Source organism: Ruegeria hyattellae (assembly GCF_041537925.1).
Classification (GTDB): Bacteria; Pseudomonadota; Alphaproteobacteria; order Rhodobacterales; family Rhodobacteraceae; genus Ruegeria_C.
This window is the reverse complement of record NZ_JBGOSH010000014.1, coordinates 37456-54003: the sequence shown is the minus strand read 5'-3', so window position 1 is coordinate 54003 and position 16548 is coordinate 37456. Positions and strand designations below refer to the sequence as shown.

The following is a 16548-nucleotide window of genomic DNA, read 5'->3' as shown; positions in this document are numbered from 1 at the left end:
GATTACGTCTCGTAATGCCCGTTCTGATGCCAGCGCCAGGCATCGGCGATCATCAGGTCGAGCTTCGAGCGCTCCGGCTTCCAGCCCAGCTCCTGCAAGGCGCGGACCGAGCCCGAGACCAGCTTGGTGCAATCCCCCGCACGGCGCGGACCGATCTCATAGGGGACCTCGCGATTGGTGACCGATTTCGAATGATCGATCACTTCGCGCACCGAAAACCCCGATCCGGTGCCCAGATTGAACACTCGGCTGCCCTTGCCCTCGCGTAGCCAGTTCAACCCCAGCACATGCGCATCCACCAGATCGCAGACATGCACATAGTCCCGGATGCAGGTGCCATCAGGCGTATCGTAATCGGTGCCGAAAACGGTCAGTGCCGCGCGCTTGCCGTCGATGGCGTCCAGCATCAGCGGCACCAGATGGGTCTCGGGACGATGGAACTCGCCCACCTCGCCCTCGGGGTCGGCACCTGCCACGTTGAAGTAGCGGAAGACTACGTGGCGTAGCCCATGGGCGGCTTCGAAATCGACAAGGATATCCTCGATCGCGCGTTTCGAGGCACCATAAGCGTTGAGTGGCAGTTGCGGCGTGTCCTCGTCCAGTACCACATTGTCATGCTCGCCATAGGTGGCGCAGGTCGAGGAGAACACGAAATCCAGACACCCCGCGGCCACCGCCGCCTCAATCAGGTTCAGCGAGCCGGTCACGTTGTTCGACCAGTAGCGGCCTGGCTCTGACATCGCCTCACCCACTTGGCTGAGTGCCGCGAAATGCATCACGGCGGCGGGCTGATATGTGGCAAAGATCTGATCCAACCGCGCGCGGTCCAGCAGGTCGCCCTGTTCGAAGGGGCCGAATTTGACGGCGTCCTGCCAGCCGGTCACCAGATTGTCGAAGGTGACAGGAGTGAATCCCGCCGCGGCAAGCGCCTTGCAGGCGTGCGAGCCGATATAGCCCGCGCCGCCGGTTACCAAAATATTCGTCATGAACTGCCTTGCCTTATCCTGTAATTGCGCGGAATCTGGTCATTCTATCCCCATTTCCTGCATCATCGCTTCTAGCCGGGGCACATCCTCGGGGTTGTTGAGTTCCCAGAACTGACGGCCCCTGGCATCGACCTCGGTACACAGAACGCGGTGCCCCTGTTCCATGAAGCGCAACTGTTCCAACCCTTCCAGCTGTTCCAGCGGTCCGATCGGCCAGGCCGGGTACGAGGACAGCGCCTCGGGCCGGTAAGCATAGACGCCAACATGGTGAAAGACTGGGGTCGGTGCGTCATCGGCATAGATCTGGCTGGTGTAGGGCACGACTTCTTTCGAGAAATACATCGCGGTGTGGTTGGCTGAAAACACCGCCGTGGTCCCCCCGACGCGGTCGTTTTTGCGGTCATGCAGGAAGCTGTTCAGCGCTGCGCCATCGCAGCGCAGGACCGGCGTTGCCACGCCCGCACCGGGCAGGTTGCGCAGGGCCGCGATCAGATCCTCGACAAACCAATGCGGGGTCAGCGGCGCGTCACCCTGCAAGTTCACGATAATCTCATAATCGCCACCCAGCGCCTCATGCGCCTCGGCGCAACGTTCGGTGCCGTTGCGGCAGGTGTCCGAGGTCATCACGACCTCGGCCCCGAATGCTTCAGCCGCGTCGCGGATGCGGTCGTCATCGGTGGCCACCACAACACGATCGACGCCGGAGACGGCGCACGCCGCGCGCCAGGAGCGTTCGATCAGAGTCTGCGACGTGCCAGTCGCACCTTTGAGCGGAACCAGCGGCTTGCCAGGATAGCGGGTCGAGGGGTAGCGCGCGGGGATGACGATCAGGACGGACATCAGGCTTCTTTCAGCTCGACGCCTGGCGCATAGGCGATGAAGAACGGGTTGGCATAGCCGTCCTTGCCGTAGGCCAGCGGTTCATGGGTGTCAAAGCGCACCACCTTGCCGCCCGCGCCTGCCAGAACCGCGTGGCCCGCCGCGGTGTCCCATTCCATGGTGCGGCCGACGCGCGGATAGATGTCGGCTTCGCCGGTGGCGACCAGACAGAATTTCAGCGACGACCCCGCGCTTTTGCTGTCCTTGACGCTGTATTTGTTGATGTAGTCGTCGGTAGCCTGATCGCGATGCGATTTCGAGGCGACCACCAACAACGCGGAATTGTCCGAATTTGACACCGAAATCGGTGCGGTCGCACCCGGTGTCGCCTTGTCCAGCGCACCGGTTTCTTCGACCGAGCAGCCATCGGCCTGCGTATAGAACATGCGGCCCTTGGCGGGGGCATAAACCACGCCGCGCGTCGGCACGCCGTTTTCGACCAGCGCGATGTTGACGGTGAAGTCGCCGCGCCGATGGATGAATTCCTTGGTGCCATCCAGCGGATCGACGATCAGGAAAGTGTCGCCCTTGGCGCTGTGCGAGGCCGCCTGTTCCTCGGTCACCAGCAGGATATCGGGAAAGGCTGCGCGCAGCCCGGCCGAGATCAATGCGTCAGCCGCCTCATCCGCCTCGGTGACCGGGCTGTCATCGGATTTGACTTTCACGTCGAAATCGTCGGAGTTGTAGATCTGCATGATCTTGTCCCCAGCTTCGATTGCCAGCCGCCGGATGACGGGAATTAGGTCTTCGTAAGTCACAAAAATGCTCCGATCTTGTGATTTGTTGCTCTGACGCATTGGTGCTCTTATGCTGTTCCTGTAACGGAACGGCAAGATTTCCGTGCGAGTTTTTGGGCAGCATCACGGGACGAACCAAACGTGTTTCGATACCGCCGGAATACATCTCTGCTGAGCGGCGCGCTCACCATGGCCGAATTGATCTTTCATTCGGTGGCGCGCAGCGTGCGGTCCAAACACAATAATGCCTTTCTCGCTCTGGGGCAGAACATGCTGCAGGTGGTCGTCATGGTGGCGGCATTCTACTTCATGTTTCAGCTGTTTGGGATCAGGACCGCACCGCTGCGCGGGGATTTCGTGCTGTTCCTGCTAACCGGCGTATTCCTGTTCATGACCCATGTGAAATCGGTTGCTGCCGTGATGGGGGCGGAAGGGCCGACAAGCGCGATGATGCTACATGCGCCCATGAACACCATCATCTCGATCAGCTCTTCTGCATTGGGGACGCTCTATATCAACATCCTGACGGTGCTTTTGATCCTGTTCGGGTATCACGCGATATTCGACGCGGTCGAAATTCAGAACCCCGCTGGTGCCTTCGGGATGCTGTTGCTGGCCTGGTTCACCGGATGTGCGGTGGGGCTGATGTTCCTGTCGATTAAGCCCTGGTTTCCAACAACGGTCGGGATCATGTCGACACTCTATCGCCGCGCACAGATGATCGCGTCGGGCAAGATGTTTGTCGCAAATACAATCCCGGCCTCGATGCTGGTGGTGTTTGACTGGAACCCGCTGTTTCACATCATCGACCAGAGCCGCGGTTTTGCCTTCCGCAACTATTTCCCGCACGTCACCAGCTGGCACTATGCGCTTGGCGTTGGTGTGGTGCTGATCATGTTGGGCCTGATGGGCGAATTCTATACCCGTCGCCATGTGTCGGCCAGCTGGTACGCCAAGCGATGAGAATGGTTTGCGCCCTGATGATCCTGCTGATGACAGGTCAGGTTGTTGCGGCAGATCCGTGGCCGCGGCTTTATGCGGTGACGGGCGTTGCCGCCGACGATGTCCTGAACATTCGCAGCGAACCACGTGCCAGCGCTGACAAGATCGGTGCGCTGGCCCCGGGTGCGCGTGATGTTGAGATAGTGCGGCGCGACCGCAGCGGCACCTGGGGTCGGGTCAATGTCATGGAACATGGCGGCTGGGTCTCGATGCGGTATCTTGCCGCGCAGTCCCCCGGTTTCGACGCGGAGTATTCCGGCCCGCTGCATTGCTACGGGACCGAACCGTTCTGGTCGCTAAGCGCCGATCCGGTGGGCACAGCAGAGTTTCGATTCTTTGACGCCGACCCCGTGGCGCTGAGCGCGGGCGCCCGCCAACCGGCCATGGGCTATTCCGACCGCCTGAGATTTGCGCTGGGCGATACCGGACTAGCGATCATCCGACGGGCCGAGTGTTCCGACGGTATGTCCGACAACGCCTTTGCGCTTGAGATCGATCTGATCCTGGATGAGAACCGCTTCCTGACCGGGTGCTGCTCGATCGCGTCGCGTTAGGTCACCACCCGCAGGGTCAGGTTGATGCGCCCGCCCTTGGGGAGCAATCGGGACGAGCCAAAGCGGATACGGTCGATCCCGTGATAGGTCAGCCGCGCTGGACCACCCATCACCACCACATCGCCCGAGTTCAGCCAGATCGATTCGGTCTTGCCACCGCGCGTGGTGTTACCGATCCGGAACAGCGCGTCATCGCCCAGAGACACCGACACGACGGGCCAGGAGAAGTCGGCCTCGTCCTTGTCCTGATGCAGGCCCATCCGCGCGCCATCGCCGTAATAGTTGATCAGGCAGCTGTCGGGGTGCCGGTCTAGTCCGGTAACTTCCTGCCAGATTCGCAGCACGCGCTCGGGGATCGCGGGCCAGGGCTGCCCTTTCGGATGTTGCGCCTCATACCGGTACCCGGCCCGGTCGGTAATCCATCCGACCGTCCCGGCCGAGGTCATGCGCACCGACATTTTCTGGCCCCGCGACGTTACCGGAGTGAACAGCGGCGCCGCTTTCAGAATCGGCCGCAGAACATCAACGAGACCCGCCTGAGCGGCCGCATCCAGATGCGCCTTCCTGATATCGAACCCGCGCAAAAGCAGCCTGTTCATCCCGAACTTCCCATTCCTTGCCAAAGCCTATCCAAAAAGCGCACAGATTCGCGAAAACCCGCGTTTCAGAGTGCTTGCAGCGCCTGTGCCCGACCCCTATATACGCCGGGACGCGCGATGGTGTAGTGCTGTCGCGCAACACAGAATCGGGATCTGAATGCCACAACGGGTTCGGATCTCGGGACATCGCCTTGAGACAGAAAGGGATCGAAACACATGAGCAAAGTTATTGGAATCGACCTTGGGACCACAAACAGCTGTGTCGCCATCATGGACGGCTCGCAGCCCAAGGTAATCGAAAACGCGGAAGGGGCGCGGACCACGCCCTCCATCGTCGCTTTCACCGATGAAGAGCGCCTGGTCGGTCAGCCGGCAAAACGCCAGGCGGTCACCAACCCCGACAACACCGTGTTTGGCGTCAAGCGCCTGATCGGCCGTCGTTACGACGACGCGGCGGTTGCAAAAGACAAGAAAATGGTGCCCTACACCATCGTCGATGGCGGCAATGGTGACGCCTGGGTCGAAGCCAAGGGGGAGAAATACTCACCCAGCCAGATTTCGGCCTTTACCCTGGGCAAGATGAAAGAAACCGCCGAGAGCTATCTGGGCGAGGAAGTCACGCAGGCAGTGATCACCGTTCCGGCCTATTTCAACGACGCTCAGCGTCAGGCCACCAAGGACGCGGGCAAGATCGCCGGCCTGGAAGTGCTGCGGATCATCAACGAGCCGACAGCCGCCGCGCTGGCCTATGGTCTGGACAAGGAAGAAACCCAAACCATCGCGGTCTATGACCTTGGCGGCGGTACCTTTGACGTGACCATCCTGGAAATCGACGACGGGTTGTTCGAAGTGAAATCCACCAACGGCGACACCTTCCTGGGTGGTGAAGATTTCGACATGCGGATCGTCAACTATCTGGCGGACCAATTCAAAAAGGAAAACGGTGTCGATCTGTCGAAAGACAAGATGGCCCTGCAGCGTCTGAAAGAAGCCGCTGAAAAGGCCAAGATCGAGCTGTCCTCGACCTCGCAGACCGAGATCAACCAGCCGTTCATCTCGATGGATCCGTCCTCGGGACAGCCGCTGCACATGGTCATGAAACTGACCCGCGCCAAGCTGGAGCAGCTGGTTGGCGACCTGATCAAACGGTCGATGGACCCTTGTAAGGCGGCCCTCAAGGATGCCGGCCTTTCGGCAAGCGACGTGGATGAGGTGGTTCTGGTCGGTGGTATGACCCGGATGCCGAAAGTGGTCGAAGAAGTGACCAAATTCTTCGGCAAAGAGCCGCATAAGGGTGTGAACCCCGACGAGGTTGTCGCTATGGGTGCCGCCATTCAGGCCGGTGTTCTGCAGGGCGATGTCAAGGATGTGGTTCTGCTCGACGTGACCCCGCTGAGCTTGGGTATCGAAACACTGGGTGGTGTCTTCACCCGCCTGATCGACCGCAACACGACCATCCCGACTAAGAAGTCGCAGGTCTTCTCGACAGCCGAGGACAACCAGAACGCGGTGACTATCCGCTGTTTCCAGGGTGAGCGCGAAATGGCTGCGGACAACAAGATCCTCGGTCAGTTCAACCTTGAAGACATCCCGCCAGCCCCGCGCGGCATGCCGCAGATCGAGGTCACCTTCGACATCGACGCCAACGGCATCGTGTCCGTGTCGGCCAAAGACAAGGGCACCGGCAAGGAACACAAGATCACGATCCAGGCCTCCGGCGGCCTGTCCGATGACGACATCGAACAGATGGTTAAGGACGCCGAAGAGAACGCCGAAGCCGACAAGGCCCGCAAGGAGCTGGTCGAAGCCAAGAACCAAGCGGAAAGCCTGATCCATTCGACCGAAAAGTCGGTGGAAGAGCATTCCGACAAGGTTGACCCAACCACGGTCGAGGCAATCGAACTGGCCATCGCGGCTCTCAAGGACGAGCTTGAGACCGAGAATGCCGACAAGATCAAATCGGGCATCCAGAACGTGACCGAAGCGGCCATGAAACTGGGCGAGGCGATCTACAAGGCGAGCCAGGAAGAAGGCGATGACGAGCCTGCCGCTGCCGATGAAGCGCCGGGCGAAGAAGACATCGTGGACGCCGAGTTCGAAGATCTCGACGACGACAAGCGTAACTAACGGGTCAACCGTGCCTGATTGGGCCGGTCCGGTATCCGGACCGGCCCATACTCGTTGAGGCAGAAGGAAAATCGGATGTCAAAACGCGACTATTACGATGTGCTCGGCGTGTCCAAAGGCGCTTCGGCGGATGAGATCAAGAAGGGCTATCGCAAAAAGGCCAAAGAGCTTCATCCCGATCGCAACAAAGACAATCCAAACGCGGAATCGCAGTTCAAGGAAGCCAACGAAGCCTACGAGGTTCTCAAGGACGGCGACAAAAAGGCGGCCTATGACCGGTTCGGCCATGCCGCCTTTGAGAACGGCATGGGCGGGGGTGGTGGTCGTCCGGGCGGCGGCGATTTTTCCAGCGCGTTCTCGGACGTTTTCGACGATCTGTTCGGTGATTTCATGGGCGGACAGCGTGGCGGCGGCGGTCGTCGTGCGGCGCGCGGTTCGGACCTGCGCTATAACCTGCGCGTCTCGCTGGAAGACGCGTATTCGGGTTTGCAAAAGACCATCAACGTGCCCACTGCGGTCGCTTGTTCGGCTTGCGAGGGGACCGGTGCCGAGGGTGGCGTCGAACCCAGCACCTGCCCGACCTGTTCCGGCATGGGCAAGGTGAGGGCACAGCAGGGCTTTTTTACCGTTGAACGTACCTGCCCGACCTGTTCGGGCCTGGGCCAGATCATCAAGAACCCCTGCAAATCCTGTCAGGGTGCGGGCCGGGTCGAAAAGGATCGCGCGCTATCGGTCAACATTCCGGCAGGCGTCGAAACTGGTACCCGTATCCGTCTGGCGGGTGAGGGCGAGGCCGGAATGCGCGGCGGCCCTCCGGGTGACCTCTATATCTTTGTCGAGGTGACGCAGCATGATCTGTTCGAGCGCGATGGCGTGAACCTCTATTGCCGGGTGCCGGTCTCGATGGCCAAGGCGGCGCTGGGCGGGTCAATCGAAGTACCGACAATTGACGGCGGCCGGGGCCGAGTTCAGGTCCCCTCTGGCAGCCAGTCGGGCCGTCAGATGCGCCTGCGTGCTAAGGGTATGCCTGCGTTGCGCGGTGCTGGCGTAGGTGACATGTTCATCGAATTGGCGGTGGAAACCCCGGTCAACCTGACCTCTCGGCAAAAGGAACTCCTGCGTGAGTTCGAGGATATCAGCGATGACAACAACCCGGAATCGAACAGCTTTTTCTCTTCCGTCAAATCCTTCTGGGACGGCATGAAGGGCTGAATACCGCAAAAATCCCTTTGTCAGAGCCGACCCATTGGGTCGGCTCTTTTGCTTTGCGCTTGTAACGTTGCGTCATTTCCCCCCTTGATTCTTTCCCGCGACCCTGAGATGAACGCGCAAACCGTTGGGGTGCCTCCGGGCTGAGAGCCGCATTTGCGTCGACCCATCGAACCTGATCCGGGCAATGCCGGCGTAGGAAACGGTCTCAGAATATCGAGCGTGCCCGCCGCCCATTGTCCACCCAAAACGGGAGAGCAATGAATGACGCCGATCGCCCTGACCATAGCCGGCTCCGACAGCGGAGGAGGGGCAGGCATTCAGGCCGATCTCAAGGCTATGTCGGCGTTGGGCGTCTATGGTGCCAGCGTCATCACGGCCGTCACCGCGCAGAACACCCAGGCTGTGACCGCTGTCCATGGCATCCCGCTGGACGTGATCCGCGCCCAGATCGACGCGGTGCTTTGTGATCTGGATGTGAATGCGATCAAGATCGGCATGCTGGCTTCACCCGCGATCATTCAAACGGTTGCAGAAGCCCTTCGCGGTTTTAGTGGCCCCGTTGTTCTTGACCCGGTGATGATCGCCAAATCTGGCGACGCGCTGCTTGCGGATGAGGCCGTGGAAACCCTGCGCGAGGTGCTGATCCCTCGGGCCACAGTCATCACCCCGAACCTGCCCGAAGCGGCGCGTTTGCTTGAGGTCAAACCAGCCGAGACACAGGAGCATATGTTCGCTCAGGCGCAGGCTCTGATCGCGCTAGGCGCGCAAGCGGTGGTGATGAAGGGCGGTCACGCCGATGGTCCGGTCTGTCACGACATGCTGGTCAATGGTGTTGGCCTGCTTGCCGACTACACCGCACCGCGCCGAGACACGATCAATACGCATGGCACAGGCTGCACATTGTCCTCGGCCATCGCGGCGGGGCTGGCACAGGGTCACAATCTGGAAGAGGCAATGCAGCGCGCCCATGGATACCTTCAGGGGGCTATCCTGAAAGCGGATGATCTGAAGATCGGGCAGGGTCACGGGCCGGTGCATCACTTTCATCAGGTCTGGGAACGTTGACATTGTACTCTGTCATAGGGGCAGGTGTGGCTGGTCTGACGGTCGCGACCGAGCTGTCCGCGCGTGGCGCGCAGGTGCAGGTTTTTGACCCTGCTGGTCCACCCGGTCCGCATGGCTGTTCGTGGTGGGCGGGGGGTATGCTGGCGCCCTGGTGCGAATATGAAAACGCCGAAGAGCCGGTGCTGCGCCACGGCAAGACCGCCATCGACTGGTGGGGGCGTCACACGAAGGTGGATCGCGCCGGAACCCTCGTAGTCGCCCATCGTCGTGACCTGCCCGACCTGCGCCGATTTTCACGCCGCACCGAAGGATATGCACAGGCCAATCAAGATGAGATCACCCAATTAGAGCCTGATCTTAGCGGTTTTGAGGCTGGGCTGCACTTCCCGCAAGAGGCGCATCTCGATCCCCGCACCGCGCTGCAAAGCCTGCGCAAGGCGCTCGTGGCGCAAGGCGCGGATTTCCACGCCAAACCCGCGCCCGAGACGCTCGACAATGCCATTGATTGCCGGGGTTTTGCTGCCCGCGACCACCTGACAGATCTGCGTGGCGTGAAGGGCGAGATGCTGATCATCCGCTGCCCCGATGTGACGCTCAGTCGTCCGGTCCGGTTGCTCCATCCGCGCATCCCGCTTTATGTGGTGCCGCGTGGCGAAGGTATCTTCATGCTGGGTGCAACAATGATCGAGACCGAGGACAAGTCGCGGATTACCGCCCGGTCGATGCTGGAGCTGCTCAGTGCCGCCTTTGCGTTGAACCCGGCCTTTGGCGAGGCGGAAATTTTGGAAACCGGCGTCGATCTGCGCCCGGCCTTTCCCGATAACCTGCCCCGCATCCGGCGCAGAAACGGGCGCATCTATGCCAACGGCCTCTACCGGCACGGCTATCTCATGGCCCCGGCGCTGGCGCAGGGCGTGGCCGATCTGGCGCTTGAGAACACACATTCGGAGTTCGTCGATGAAGATCATCATTAACGGTGAGCGCCGCGAGGTGTCGGCCATAACCCTGTCCGATCTGCTCACCGAATGCGGTTATTCCGGGCGGGTGGCCACGGCGGTGAACGAGATCTTTGTTGCCTCGTCCGCCCGGATCGGCCACGCGCTTGCCGATGGCGACCGCGTCGAAATCCTTGCACCGATGCAGGGGGGCTGAGCGATGCGAACGTTCTACGGCAGGGAACTTACCAATCCGCTGATGCTGGGAACGGCACAATATCCCAGCCCGGCGATCCTCGAGGCTGCGTTCCGCGACTCGAAAGCCGCCATCGCCACCGTCTCGCTGCGCCGCGAAGGGGCGGGCGGCGCGGGCCAGAGCTTCTGGCAGATGATCCGCGACCTAGATGTGCATATCCTGCCCAACACTGCGGGCTGCCATTCTGTGAAAGAGGCGGTGACAACCGCCCATATGGCCCGCGAAGTGTTTGACACGCCCTGGATCAAGCTGGAACTGATCGGCCATACCGACAGTCTGCAACCGGATGTCTTTCAACTTGTTGAGGCCGCGCGCATCCTGACCGAAGACGGGTTTCAGGTCTTTCCCTACACCACCGAAGATCTGATCGTGGGAGAACGCCTGCTGGGCGCGGGGTGTGAGGTGCTGATGCCCTGGGGTGCGCCGATTGGGTCGGGCCGTGGGCTGGCCAATGAATACGCGCTACGGGCAATGCGGGCCGAGTTTCCCGACACGCCGCTGGTGGTGGATGCCGGGATCGGCCTGCCGAGCCATGCAGCGCACGCGATGGAATTGGGGTTTGACGCTGTCCTGCTCAACACAGCCGTGGCCCGCGCCGGTGATCCCGCCAAAATGGCCCGCGCCATGGCGCAGGCGGTCGAGGCGGGCAGGTTGGCCCATCAAGCCGACCCGATCGAACCGCGCGATATGGCAACGCCATCGACTCCGGTGATCGGAAAGGCGTTCCTGTCATGACGCTCGACCGGTTCTACCCGATCTTCGACGATGTTTCGTGGCTGGCGCGCATGTTGCCGCTGGGCGTGAAGCTGGTGCAGCTGCGCATAAAAGACCGCCCCGAGGCGATCATCCGCACGCAGATCCGCACGGCCGCCGAACTGTGCCGAACGCATGATGCGGTGCTGGTGGTGAACGACTATTGGCAAATCGCTATAGACGAGGGCTGCGACTGGCTGCATCTGGGGCAGGAAGATCTAGACGAGGCCGACCTGCCCGCGATCCGAAAAGCGGGTCTAAAGCTGGGGCTTTCGACCCATGATGACGCGGAGTTGGACCGCGCCCTGTCGCTTGATCCTGCCTATATCGCGCTTGGCCCGGTTTATCCGACGATCCTTAAAAAGATGAAATGGCATCAGCAGGGTCTGCCGAAAGTGACAGAGTGGAAGGCTCTTGTCGGGTCGGTGCCGTTGGTCGGCATCGGAGGGATGAGTGTGGAGCGCGCTTCTGGCGTGCTGGAGGCAGGGGCCGACATTGTTTCGGTCGTGACAGACATCACGTTGAACCCTGACCCCGAGGCGCGTGTCCGGCAATGGATCGAGGTCACGCGATGAGCCGCTATGGGCGCCAGATGCAATTACCTGAGATCGGTGCCGACGGTCAGGCGCTGCTGTCCGATGCCCGCGTTCTGGTGATTGGCGCTGGTGGGCTTGCCGCACCGCTGCTGCCGTTATTGGCGGGCGCAGGGGTGGGGCATCTGACCATTGCCGATCCGGACGCGGTCGACCTGTCAAACCTGCACCGGCAGACGTTGTTCGCCGAAGTAGATTGCGGCCAGCCAAAGGCATTGCGTGCAGCGAAGCGTTGTCAGGAGATCAACTCGGAAGTCTCCGCGGTCGGTGTGGCAGAGGCTTTGACTCCCGCAAACGCGACGGCATATGTGAGAAATGTTGATATCGTGCTCGACTGCGCTGACAGCTATGCGGCCAGCTATGTTCTAAGCGATACCTGCTGCGATCTGAAAACTCCGCTAATCAGCGCCTCGGTTCTGGGGTTGAACGGTTATGTTGCCGGGTTCTGCGGCACCGGCCCCAGCCTGCGCGCCGTGTTCCCCGAAATGCCCGACAACACCCAAAGCTGCGCCAGTTCGGGCGTGTTAGGGCCTGTTGTCTCGATGATCGGGGCGCTGCAGGCGCAGATGGCGCTGTCGGTATTGCTGGGGTTTGATCCCTCGCCCATCGGTCAGATGGTGCAGGTGAATGCCAAGACCTTTCGCCTTTCAACCTTCCGTTTCGACACAGCATCAGAGCCCGAAAGCCGCTTCGCCTTCGTTGCTCCGTCAAGCCTCGGGGCACGGCATAAGATCATCGAGCTACGCGACAGTTCCGAAGCACCGGTTCCGGCCCATCCGGACGCTGTGCGTATCGCACCCGACGAGGTGCGCGCCGCCCTTCCCGATCCGGCGACACCACTTGCGCTGTGCTGCTCCACCGGCCTGCGGGCTTGGCGGGCGGCAGAACAGATCACAGAAATCTGGCCCGGTGAGATTGTTCTCGTCGCGGCCTCCACCTCATGAACAGGGTATTGATAACATGAAGAAAATTCTCACAACTCTGGCGCTTCTCGCCGCCACCCCCGGATTTGCCGGAGACAAGATGACCGTCCTTCTGGACTGGTTCGTGAACCCCGATCACGGACCCATTATCGTCGCGCAGGAAAAGGGCTATTTCGCCGAACAGGACCTCGATGTTGAAATCATCGCCCCCGCTGACCCCTCGGCTCCGCCGCGTCTGGTTGCGGCCGGTCAAGGCGATCTGGCGGTCAGCTATCAGCCGCAGTTGCACCTGCAAATCCATGAGGGCCTGCCGCTGAAACGTGTCGGCACGCTGGTGGCCACACCGCTGAACTGTCTGCTGGTGCTCAAGGACGGGCCGATCAAGACGCCCGCCGACCTGAAGGGCAAAAAGATCGGTTTCTCGGTCGCCGGTGTCGAAGAGGCGGTACTGAGCACGGTTCTCGGCAATTACGGCGTCAAGCTGGACGAGGTCGAGCTGGTCAATGTGAACTTCTCGCTGTCGCCCGCGCTGATGTCCGGTCAGGTCGATGCCGTGATCGGCGCATACCGGAATTTCGAGCTGAACCAGATGGATATCGAAGGTCATCCCGGCACTTGTTTCTATATCGAGGAAGAAGGTGTGCCGCCCTATGACGAACTGATCTATGTTGCCAATCCGGCGATGATGGATGCGGACAAGGTCGCGCGTTTCATTGCCGCGACCGAGAAAGCCACGCAGTTCATCGTGAACCACCCGCAGGAAAGCTGGGAGATCTTCTCGGGCACCTCGACCGAGTTGCAGGACGAGCTGAACAAGCGGGCCTGGAAAGACACGCTGACCCGCTTCGCGCTGCGCCCCGCAGGTCTGGATGCCGGGCGCTATTCGAGGTTCGAGGAATTCCTCAAGGACAAGGGCCTGACCGACAGCGTCAATCCGGTCAGCGACATTGCCATTGATGTGACCGCGCAATGAGTGCGGCCCCGGATTATGGTCGCGCTTTCGGCCTGATGCGCGCAGCCACCGGCGAGACGTGGCGGGACTATACCCGCCACGCCTTTGTCGAGAGCCTGAGCGACGGCAGCCTGCCGAATGACGCATTTCTGCATTATCTGCAGCAGGATTACGTGTTCCTGATCCATTTCTCGCGCGCCTGGGCGTTGGCGGTGGTCAAGGCTGAGACGCATGAGGAAATGCTGGTCGCCTCATCCACCGTGAATGGGTTGATCCACGAAGAGATGATGCTGCATGTCGGCGTCTGCGCCGAAGCCGGTATCTCTCACGACGCGCTGGCCGCGACGCCCGAACGGCCTGAAAACCTGGCCTACACGCGCTATGTGCTCGAGGCCGGGTATAGTGGCGATTTCCTGACCCTATTGGCCGCGCTTGCGCCTTGCGTCATGGGCTATGCCGAGATCGGCTTGCGGCTGAAGCAAGAGGCAGGCTCGGACGCTTATCAGCAATGGATCGACACCTATGCAGGCGATCAGTACCAGAGCTACTGCCGTGACGTTGGTGCCATGATCGACAGCGCTGTGGCCCGCCGCTTGGGCGAGGGATACGATCAACTGCCAGTCTGGCAGAGCCTGTGCAAGACCTTTCGCACCGCCACAGAGCTTGAGGTCAAGTTCTGGGAAATGGGCATGACCCCGTGACAGCAGCACCCGACATAACGGTCGAAGGGGGCGCATCAATCGACGGGGTGCCCCTTTTCGCGCCGTTGTCGCTTGTTCTGAAGGCGGGGGAATGGACCTGCCTGCTGGGCGGCTCGGGTGTTGGGAAATCGACGGTTTTGCGCCTGATCGCCGGGTTACAGACCGGGGCCACGTTTGACGGCACGATTCGCGCCTCGGACGGACAACCTGTGATGCCGCGTGTCGCTTATATGGCGCAGGACGATCTGCTGATGCCTTGGGCAGATGTGGCGCGAAACGTAACAATGGGCGCACGTTTGCGCGGGGAAAAGCCTGACGCTGACCGGTTGGCGAGGTTGCTGGGGCGCGTCGGTCTGACCGAACACGCCCACAAGAAACCTTCTGAAATGTCAGGTGGGCAACGGCAGCGCGCGGCGCTGGCGCGGACGCTGATGGAGGACAAGCAGATTATCCTGCTGGATGAGCCGTTCTCGGCGCTCGATGCCCGGACGCGGGCCGATATGCAGGAACTGGCGGTCGAATTGTTGCAGGGCCGCACCGTTCTGCTGGTGACCCATGATCCCGGCGAGGCTGCGCGTCTGGGTCAGACCATTGCGGTGATGTCGCATCGCAGTCTTGATCATTGTGCCGTGCCCGCTTCGCCTGCGCCGCGTCTGGTGGATGATATCGAGATGTTGGAAACCCAGGGCGCGCTGCTGCGTCTTTTGCGAGAGCGCGCGGCATGAAGATGGGTGCGCCTCTGGCGGCGGCGGTGTTTGCCATCCTGCTCTGGCAGGGTGTGGTGCTGTTCACTGCTCTGCCGCGCTTTATCCTGCCCGGCCCCATTGTAGTGGCCGAAACCTGGTGGGCGAACCGCGCTGTGATTGCTGAAAACACTCTTATCACCGCGCTGGAGGTCCTGATCGGCCTGATCGTCGGATCGGCGCTGGGTGCGGCCACTGCGATTCAGTTGGCCTCGTCACGGGCTGTTCGGGTGCTGGTGCAGCCGATGCTGGTCTTTACCCAGGCGCTGCCAGTCTTTGCCTTGGCGCCGATCCTGACATTGTGGTTTGGCTACGGGTTAGGGTCAAAAGTCGCGATGGCGGTGCTGATTATCTACTTCCCCGTGACCTCGTCCTTTTTCGACGGGCTCATGCGCACGCCCGAGGGGTATCTGGATCTGGCGCGCACGATGCAGGCCAGCCGCCGCGCGATCCTGTGGCAGATTCGAGTGCCTGCCGCGCTGCCCTCTCTAGCCTCGGGGCTACGCCTGGCGGCGGTCTATGCGCCGATCGGGGCGGTGATCGGCGAATGGGTCGGATCGTCGCGCGGGTTGGGCTATCTGATGCTGCTGGCCAATGGCCGGGCCAAGACCGACCTGATGTTCGCCGCGATGCTGACGCTTGGCGTGCTCTCGGTGCTGTTGCATCTGGTGGTTCGAAAGCTGACCGCCCGCATGGCGGGTGAGGCGCGTTAACCGGCTGGAAAGTGATTCCGGGGCAACCTCGCGATATGTCCAGTTCTGACGCCTTTCAAGAAGCCCCGATGTTGTTCGACCCGGATGAGGCTCCGACGGTTGCGCTGCCAACGGGGCGTATGCCGTCTTACATCAAGGATCACCGAACACGCCTGCGCGAGCGGTTCATGTCCGGCGGAGCGGCAGCGATGCCAGATTATGAGATGCTGGAACTGGTGCTGTTCCGCGCCATCCCCCGGCAGGATGTGAAGCCACTGGCGCGGCTGTTGCTGGACAGTTTCGGGGATTTCAACCGGGTGCTCAGCGCGCCACCCGACCGTCTGGCCGAGGTTGCGGGGGTGGGCGCGGCGATGATCACCGAACTCAAGATCGTCGAGGCCAGCGCACACCGGCTGGCCCGCGCTCGGGTGTTGCAGCGCCACGTGCTGTCCGGCTGGGACGCGCTGCTGGATTATTGCCACACCACTATGGCCCATCGCGAGACGGAGCAGCTCCGGGTGCTGTTCCTGGATCGCAAGAACGTTCTGATCGCCGATGAGGAACAGGCGCGTGGTACCGTCGACCATGTTCCGGTCTATCCGCGCGAGGTGGCGAAGCGGGCGCTGGAGCTGAATGCCTCGGCGCTTATCCTGGTGCACAACCACCCCTCAGGCGACCCGACCCCATCTCAGTCGGATATAGACATGACCATGCGCATTCAGGATGCCTGTCAGGCGTTGGGATTGACCCTGCACGACCACCTAATCATCGGCAAAGCGAATGAATTGAGCTTTCGCAGCGAAGGATATCTCTGAAGCGCAATCGGAATAGTGGCACCT

Annotated in this window: 19 protein-coding genes and 1 riboswitch; of the genes, 15 read left to right on the top strand and 4 right to left on the bottom strand. The window is 61.2% G+C overall.

What is annotated here, in order from left to right; translation table 11 throughout:
* Window positions 1–2: 2 nt before the first annotated feature.
* Genes galE through cysQ form a run of 3 tightly spaced genes read right to left on the bottom strand, consistent with a single transcriptional unit; the run spans window position 3 to window position 2623 of the window.
* Window positions 3–986 (bottom strand): UDP-glucose 4-epimerase GalE, encoded by a 984-nt coding sequence (gene galE, locus AB1E33_RS24035; protein WP_372579778.1) that lies wholly within the window; start codon window positions 984–986, stop codon window positions 3–5.
* A 39-nt stretch (window positions 987–1025) separates the two neighbouring features.
* Window positions 1026–1826, bottom strand: a complete 801-nt coding sequence (locus tag AB1E33_RS24030) for a 3-deoxy-manno-octulosonate cytidylyltransferase (RefSeq protein ID WP_372579777.1) — start codon at window positions 1824–1826, stop codon at window positions 1026–1028.
* Window positions 1826–2623, bottom strand: coding sequence for a 3'(2'),5'-bisphosphate nucleotidase CysQ (cysQ, locus tag AB1E33_RS24025; protein ID WP_372579776.1), 798 nt, complete (start codon window positions 2621–2623; stop codon window positions 1826–1828). Before cysQ ends, AB1E33_RS24030 begins: the two co-directional genes overlap by 1 nt.
* Window positions 2624–2743: 120 nt before the next feature.
* Here cysQ and AB1E33_RS24020 point away from each other — a divergent pair, with 120 nt between their 5' ends.
* Together AB1E33_RS24020 and AB1E33_RS24015 are read left to right on the top strand one after the other, a co-directional pair.
* Window positions 2744–3565, top strand: a complete 822-nt coding sequence (locus AB1E33_RS24020) for an ABC transporter permease (protein ID WP_372579775.1) — start codon at window positions 2744–2746, stop codon at window positions 3563–3565.
* 2 nt (window positions 3566–3567) lie between these two features.
* A complete protein-coding gene (locus tag AB1E33_RS24015; RefSeq protein WP_372579774.1) occupies window positions 3568–4158 on the top strand; it encodes an SH3 domain-containing protein in 591 nt (196 codons plus the stop codon).
* Here the strand turns inward: AB1E33_RS24015 and AB1E33_RS24010 are convergent.
* Window positions 4155–4757 carry an alpha-ketoglutarate-dependent dioxygenase AlkB family protein gene (locus AB1E33_RS24010; protein ID WP_372579773.1) on the bottom strand — a complete coding sequence of 201 codons (603 nt, stop codon included), beginning with the start codon at window positions 4755–4757 and terminating at the stop codon, window positions 4155–4157. The genes AB1E33_RS24015 and AB1E33_RS24010 overlap by 4 nt on opposite strands.
* A gap of 216 nt (window positions 4758–4973) precedes the next feature.
* Between AB1E33_RS24010 and dnaK the strand changes: the two genes are divergently transcribed.
* From dnaK to radC, 13 genes are all read left to right on the top strand, one after another.
* On the top strand, window positions 4974–6884 hold the full coding sequence (gene dnaK / locus AB1E33_RS24005) for a molecular chaperone DnaK (RefSeq protein WP_372579772.1): 1911 nt from the start codon (window positions 4974–4976) through the stop codon (window positions 6882–6884).
* Between the two features lie 75 nt (window positions 6885–6959).
* Complete coding sequence (dnaJ, locus tag AB1E33_RS24000) at window positions 6960–8096, top strand: molecular chaperone DnaJ (RefSeq protein ID WP_372579771.1); 1137 nt, start codon at window positions 6960–6962, stop codon at window positions 8094–8096.
* Between the two features lie 115 nt (window positions 8097–8211).
* Window positions 8212–8312: riboswitch (TPP riboswitch) on the top strand.
* Between the two features lie 45 nt (window positions 8313–8357).
* Window positions 8358–9161 (top strand): bifunctional hydroxymethylpyrimidine kinase/phosphomethylpyrimidine kinase, encoded by an 804-nt coding sequence (thiD, locus tag AB1E33_RS23995; protein ID WP_372579770.1) that lies wholly within the window; start codon window positions 8358–8360, stop codon window positions 9159–9161.
* Window positions 9158–10135, top strand: a complete 978-nt coding sequence (locus AB1E33_RS23990; RefSeq protein WP_372579769.1) for an FAD-dependent oxidoreductase — start codon at window positions 9158–9160, stop codon at window positions 10133–10135. The genes thiD and AB1E33_RS23990 overlap by 4 nt, the downstream gene beginning before the upstream one ends.
* On the top strand, window positions 10119–10313 hold the full coding sequence (thiS, locus tag AB1E33_RS23985; RefSeq protein ID WP_372579768.1) for a sulfur carrier protein ThiS: 195 nt from the start codon (window positions 10119–10121) through the stop codon (window positions 10311–10313). Before AB1E33_RS23990 ends, thiS begins: the two co-directional genes overlap by 17 nt.
* A gap of 3 nt (window positions 10314–10316) precedes the next feature.
* Window positions 10317–11087 carry a thiazole synthase gene (locus AB1E33_RS23980; RefSeq protein WP_372579767.1) on the top strand — a complete coding sequence of 257 codons (771 nt, stop codon included), beginning with the start codon at window positions 10317–10319 and terminating at the stop codon, window positions 11085–11087.
* Entirely contained in the window at window positions 11084–11680 is a 597-nt protein-coding gene (locus AB1E33_RS23975; RefSeq protein WP_372579766.1) for a thiamine phosphate synthase, read from the top strand. The genes AB1E33_RS23980 and AB1E33_RS23975 overlap by 4 nt, the downstream gene beginning before the upstream one ends.
* Window positions 11677–12642 (top strand): HesA/MoeB/ThiF family protein, encoded by a 966-nt coding sequence (locus AB1E33_RS23970; protein WP_372579765.1) that lies wholly within the window; start codon window positions 11677–11679, stop codon window positions 12640–12642. The genes AB1E33_RS23975 and AB1E33_RS23970 overlap by 4 nt, the downstream gene beginning before the upstream one ends.
* Window positions 12643–12658: 16 nt before the next feature.
* Window positions 12659–13594, top strand: a complete 936-nt coding sequence (locus tag AB1E33_RS23965; protein WP_372579764.1) for an ABC transporter substrate-binding protein — start codon at window positions 12659–12661, stop codon at window positions 13592–13594.
* Window positions 13591–14274 (top strand): thiaminase II, encoded by a 684-nt coding sequence (gene tenA, locus AB1E33_RS23960; protein WP_372579763.1) that lies wholly within the window; start codon window positions 13591–13593, stop codon window positions 14272–14274. Before AB1E33_RS23965 ends, tenA begins: the two co-directional genes overlap by 4 nt.
* Entirely contained in the window at window positions 14271–14999 is a 729-nt protein-coding gene (locus tag AB1E33_RS23955; protein ID WP_372579762.1) for an ABC transporter ATP-binding protein, read from the top strand. Before tenA ends, AB1E33_RS23955 begins: the two co-directional genes overlap by 4 nt.
* Complete coding sequence (locus AB1E33_RS23950) at window positions 14996–15730, top strand: ABC transporter permease (protein ID WP_372579761.1); 735 nt, start codon at window positions 14996–14998, stop codon at window positions 15728–15730. Before AB1E33_RS23955 ends, AB1E33_RS23950 begins: the two co-directional genes overlap by 4 nt.
* Window positions 15731–15765: 35 nt before the next feature.
* The gene (gene radC, locus AB1E33_RS23945) at window positions 15766–16524 is read left to right on the top strand and encodes a RadC family protein (RefSeq protein WP_372579760.1); all 759 of its coding nucleotides are present in this window, start codon (window positions 15766–15768) and stop codon (window positions 16522–16524) included.
* Window positions 16525–16548 lie beyond the last annotated feature (24 nt).

Excerpts from the sequence above, each read along its gene's own strand:
- galE (WP_372579778.1), bottom strand. The coding sequence starts at position 986 with ATGACGAATATTTTGGTAACCGGCGGCGCGGGCTATATCGGCTCGCAC.
- AB1E33_RS24030 (WP_372579777.1), bottom strand. The coding sequence starts at position 1,826 with ATGTCCGTCCTGATCGTCATCCCCGCGCGCTACCCCTCGACCCGCTAT.
- AB1E33_RS24015 (WP_372579774.1), top strand. The coding sequence starts at position 3,568 with ATGGTTTGCGCCCTGATGATCCTGCTGATGACAGGTCAGGTTGTTGCG.
- AB1E33_RS24010 (WP_372579773.1), bottom strand. The coding sequence starts at position 4,757 with ATGAACAGGCTGCTTTTGCGCGGGTTCGATATCAGGAAGGCGCATCTG.
- dnaK (WP_372579772.1), top strand. The coding sequence starts at position 4,974 with ATGAGCAAAGTTATTGGAATCGACCTTGGGACCACAAACAGCTGTGTC.
- dnaJ (WP_372579771.1), top strand. The coding sequence starts at position 6,960 with ATGTCAAAACGCGACTATTACGATGTGCTCGGCGTGTCCAAAGGCGCT.
- thiD (WP_372579770.1), top strand. The coding sequence starts at position 8,358 with ATGACGCCGATCGCCCTGACCATAGCCGGCTCCGACAGCGGAGGAGGG.
- thiS (WP_372579768.1), top strand. The coding sequence starts at position 10,119 with ATGAAGATCATCATTAACGGTGAGCGCCGCGAGGTGTCGGCCATAACC.
- AB1E33_RS23980 (WP_372579767.1), top strand. The coding sequence starts at position 10,317 with ATGCGAACGTTCTACGGCAGGGAACTTACCAATCCGCTGATGCTGGGA.
- AB1E33_RS23975 (WP_372579766.1), top strand. The coding sequence starts at position 11,084 with ATGACGCTCGACCGGTTCTACCCGATCTTCGACGATGTTTCGTGGCTG.
- AB1E33_RS23970 (WP_372579765.1), top strand. The coding sequence starts at position 11,677 with ATGAGCCGCTATGGGCGCCAGATGCAATTACCTGAGATCGGTGCCGAC.
- AB1E33_RS23965 (WP_372579764.1), top strand. The coding sequence starts at position 12,659 with ATGAAGAAAATTCTCACAACTCTGGCGCTTCTCGCCGCCACCCCCGGA.
- tenA (WP_372579763.1), top strand. The coding sequence starts at position 13,591 with ATGAGTGCGGCCCCGGATTATGGTCGCGCTTTCGGCCTGATGCGCGCA.
- AB1E33_RS23950 (WP_372579761.1), top strand. The coding sequence starts at position 14,996 with ATGAAGATGGGTGCGCCTCTGGCGGCGGCGGTGTTTGCCATCCTGCTC.
- radC (WP_372579760.1), top strand. The coding sequence starts at position 15,766 with ATGTCCAGTTCTGACGCCTTTCAAGAAGCCCCGATGTTGTTCGACCCG.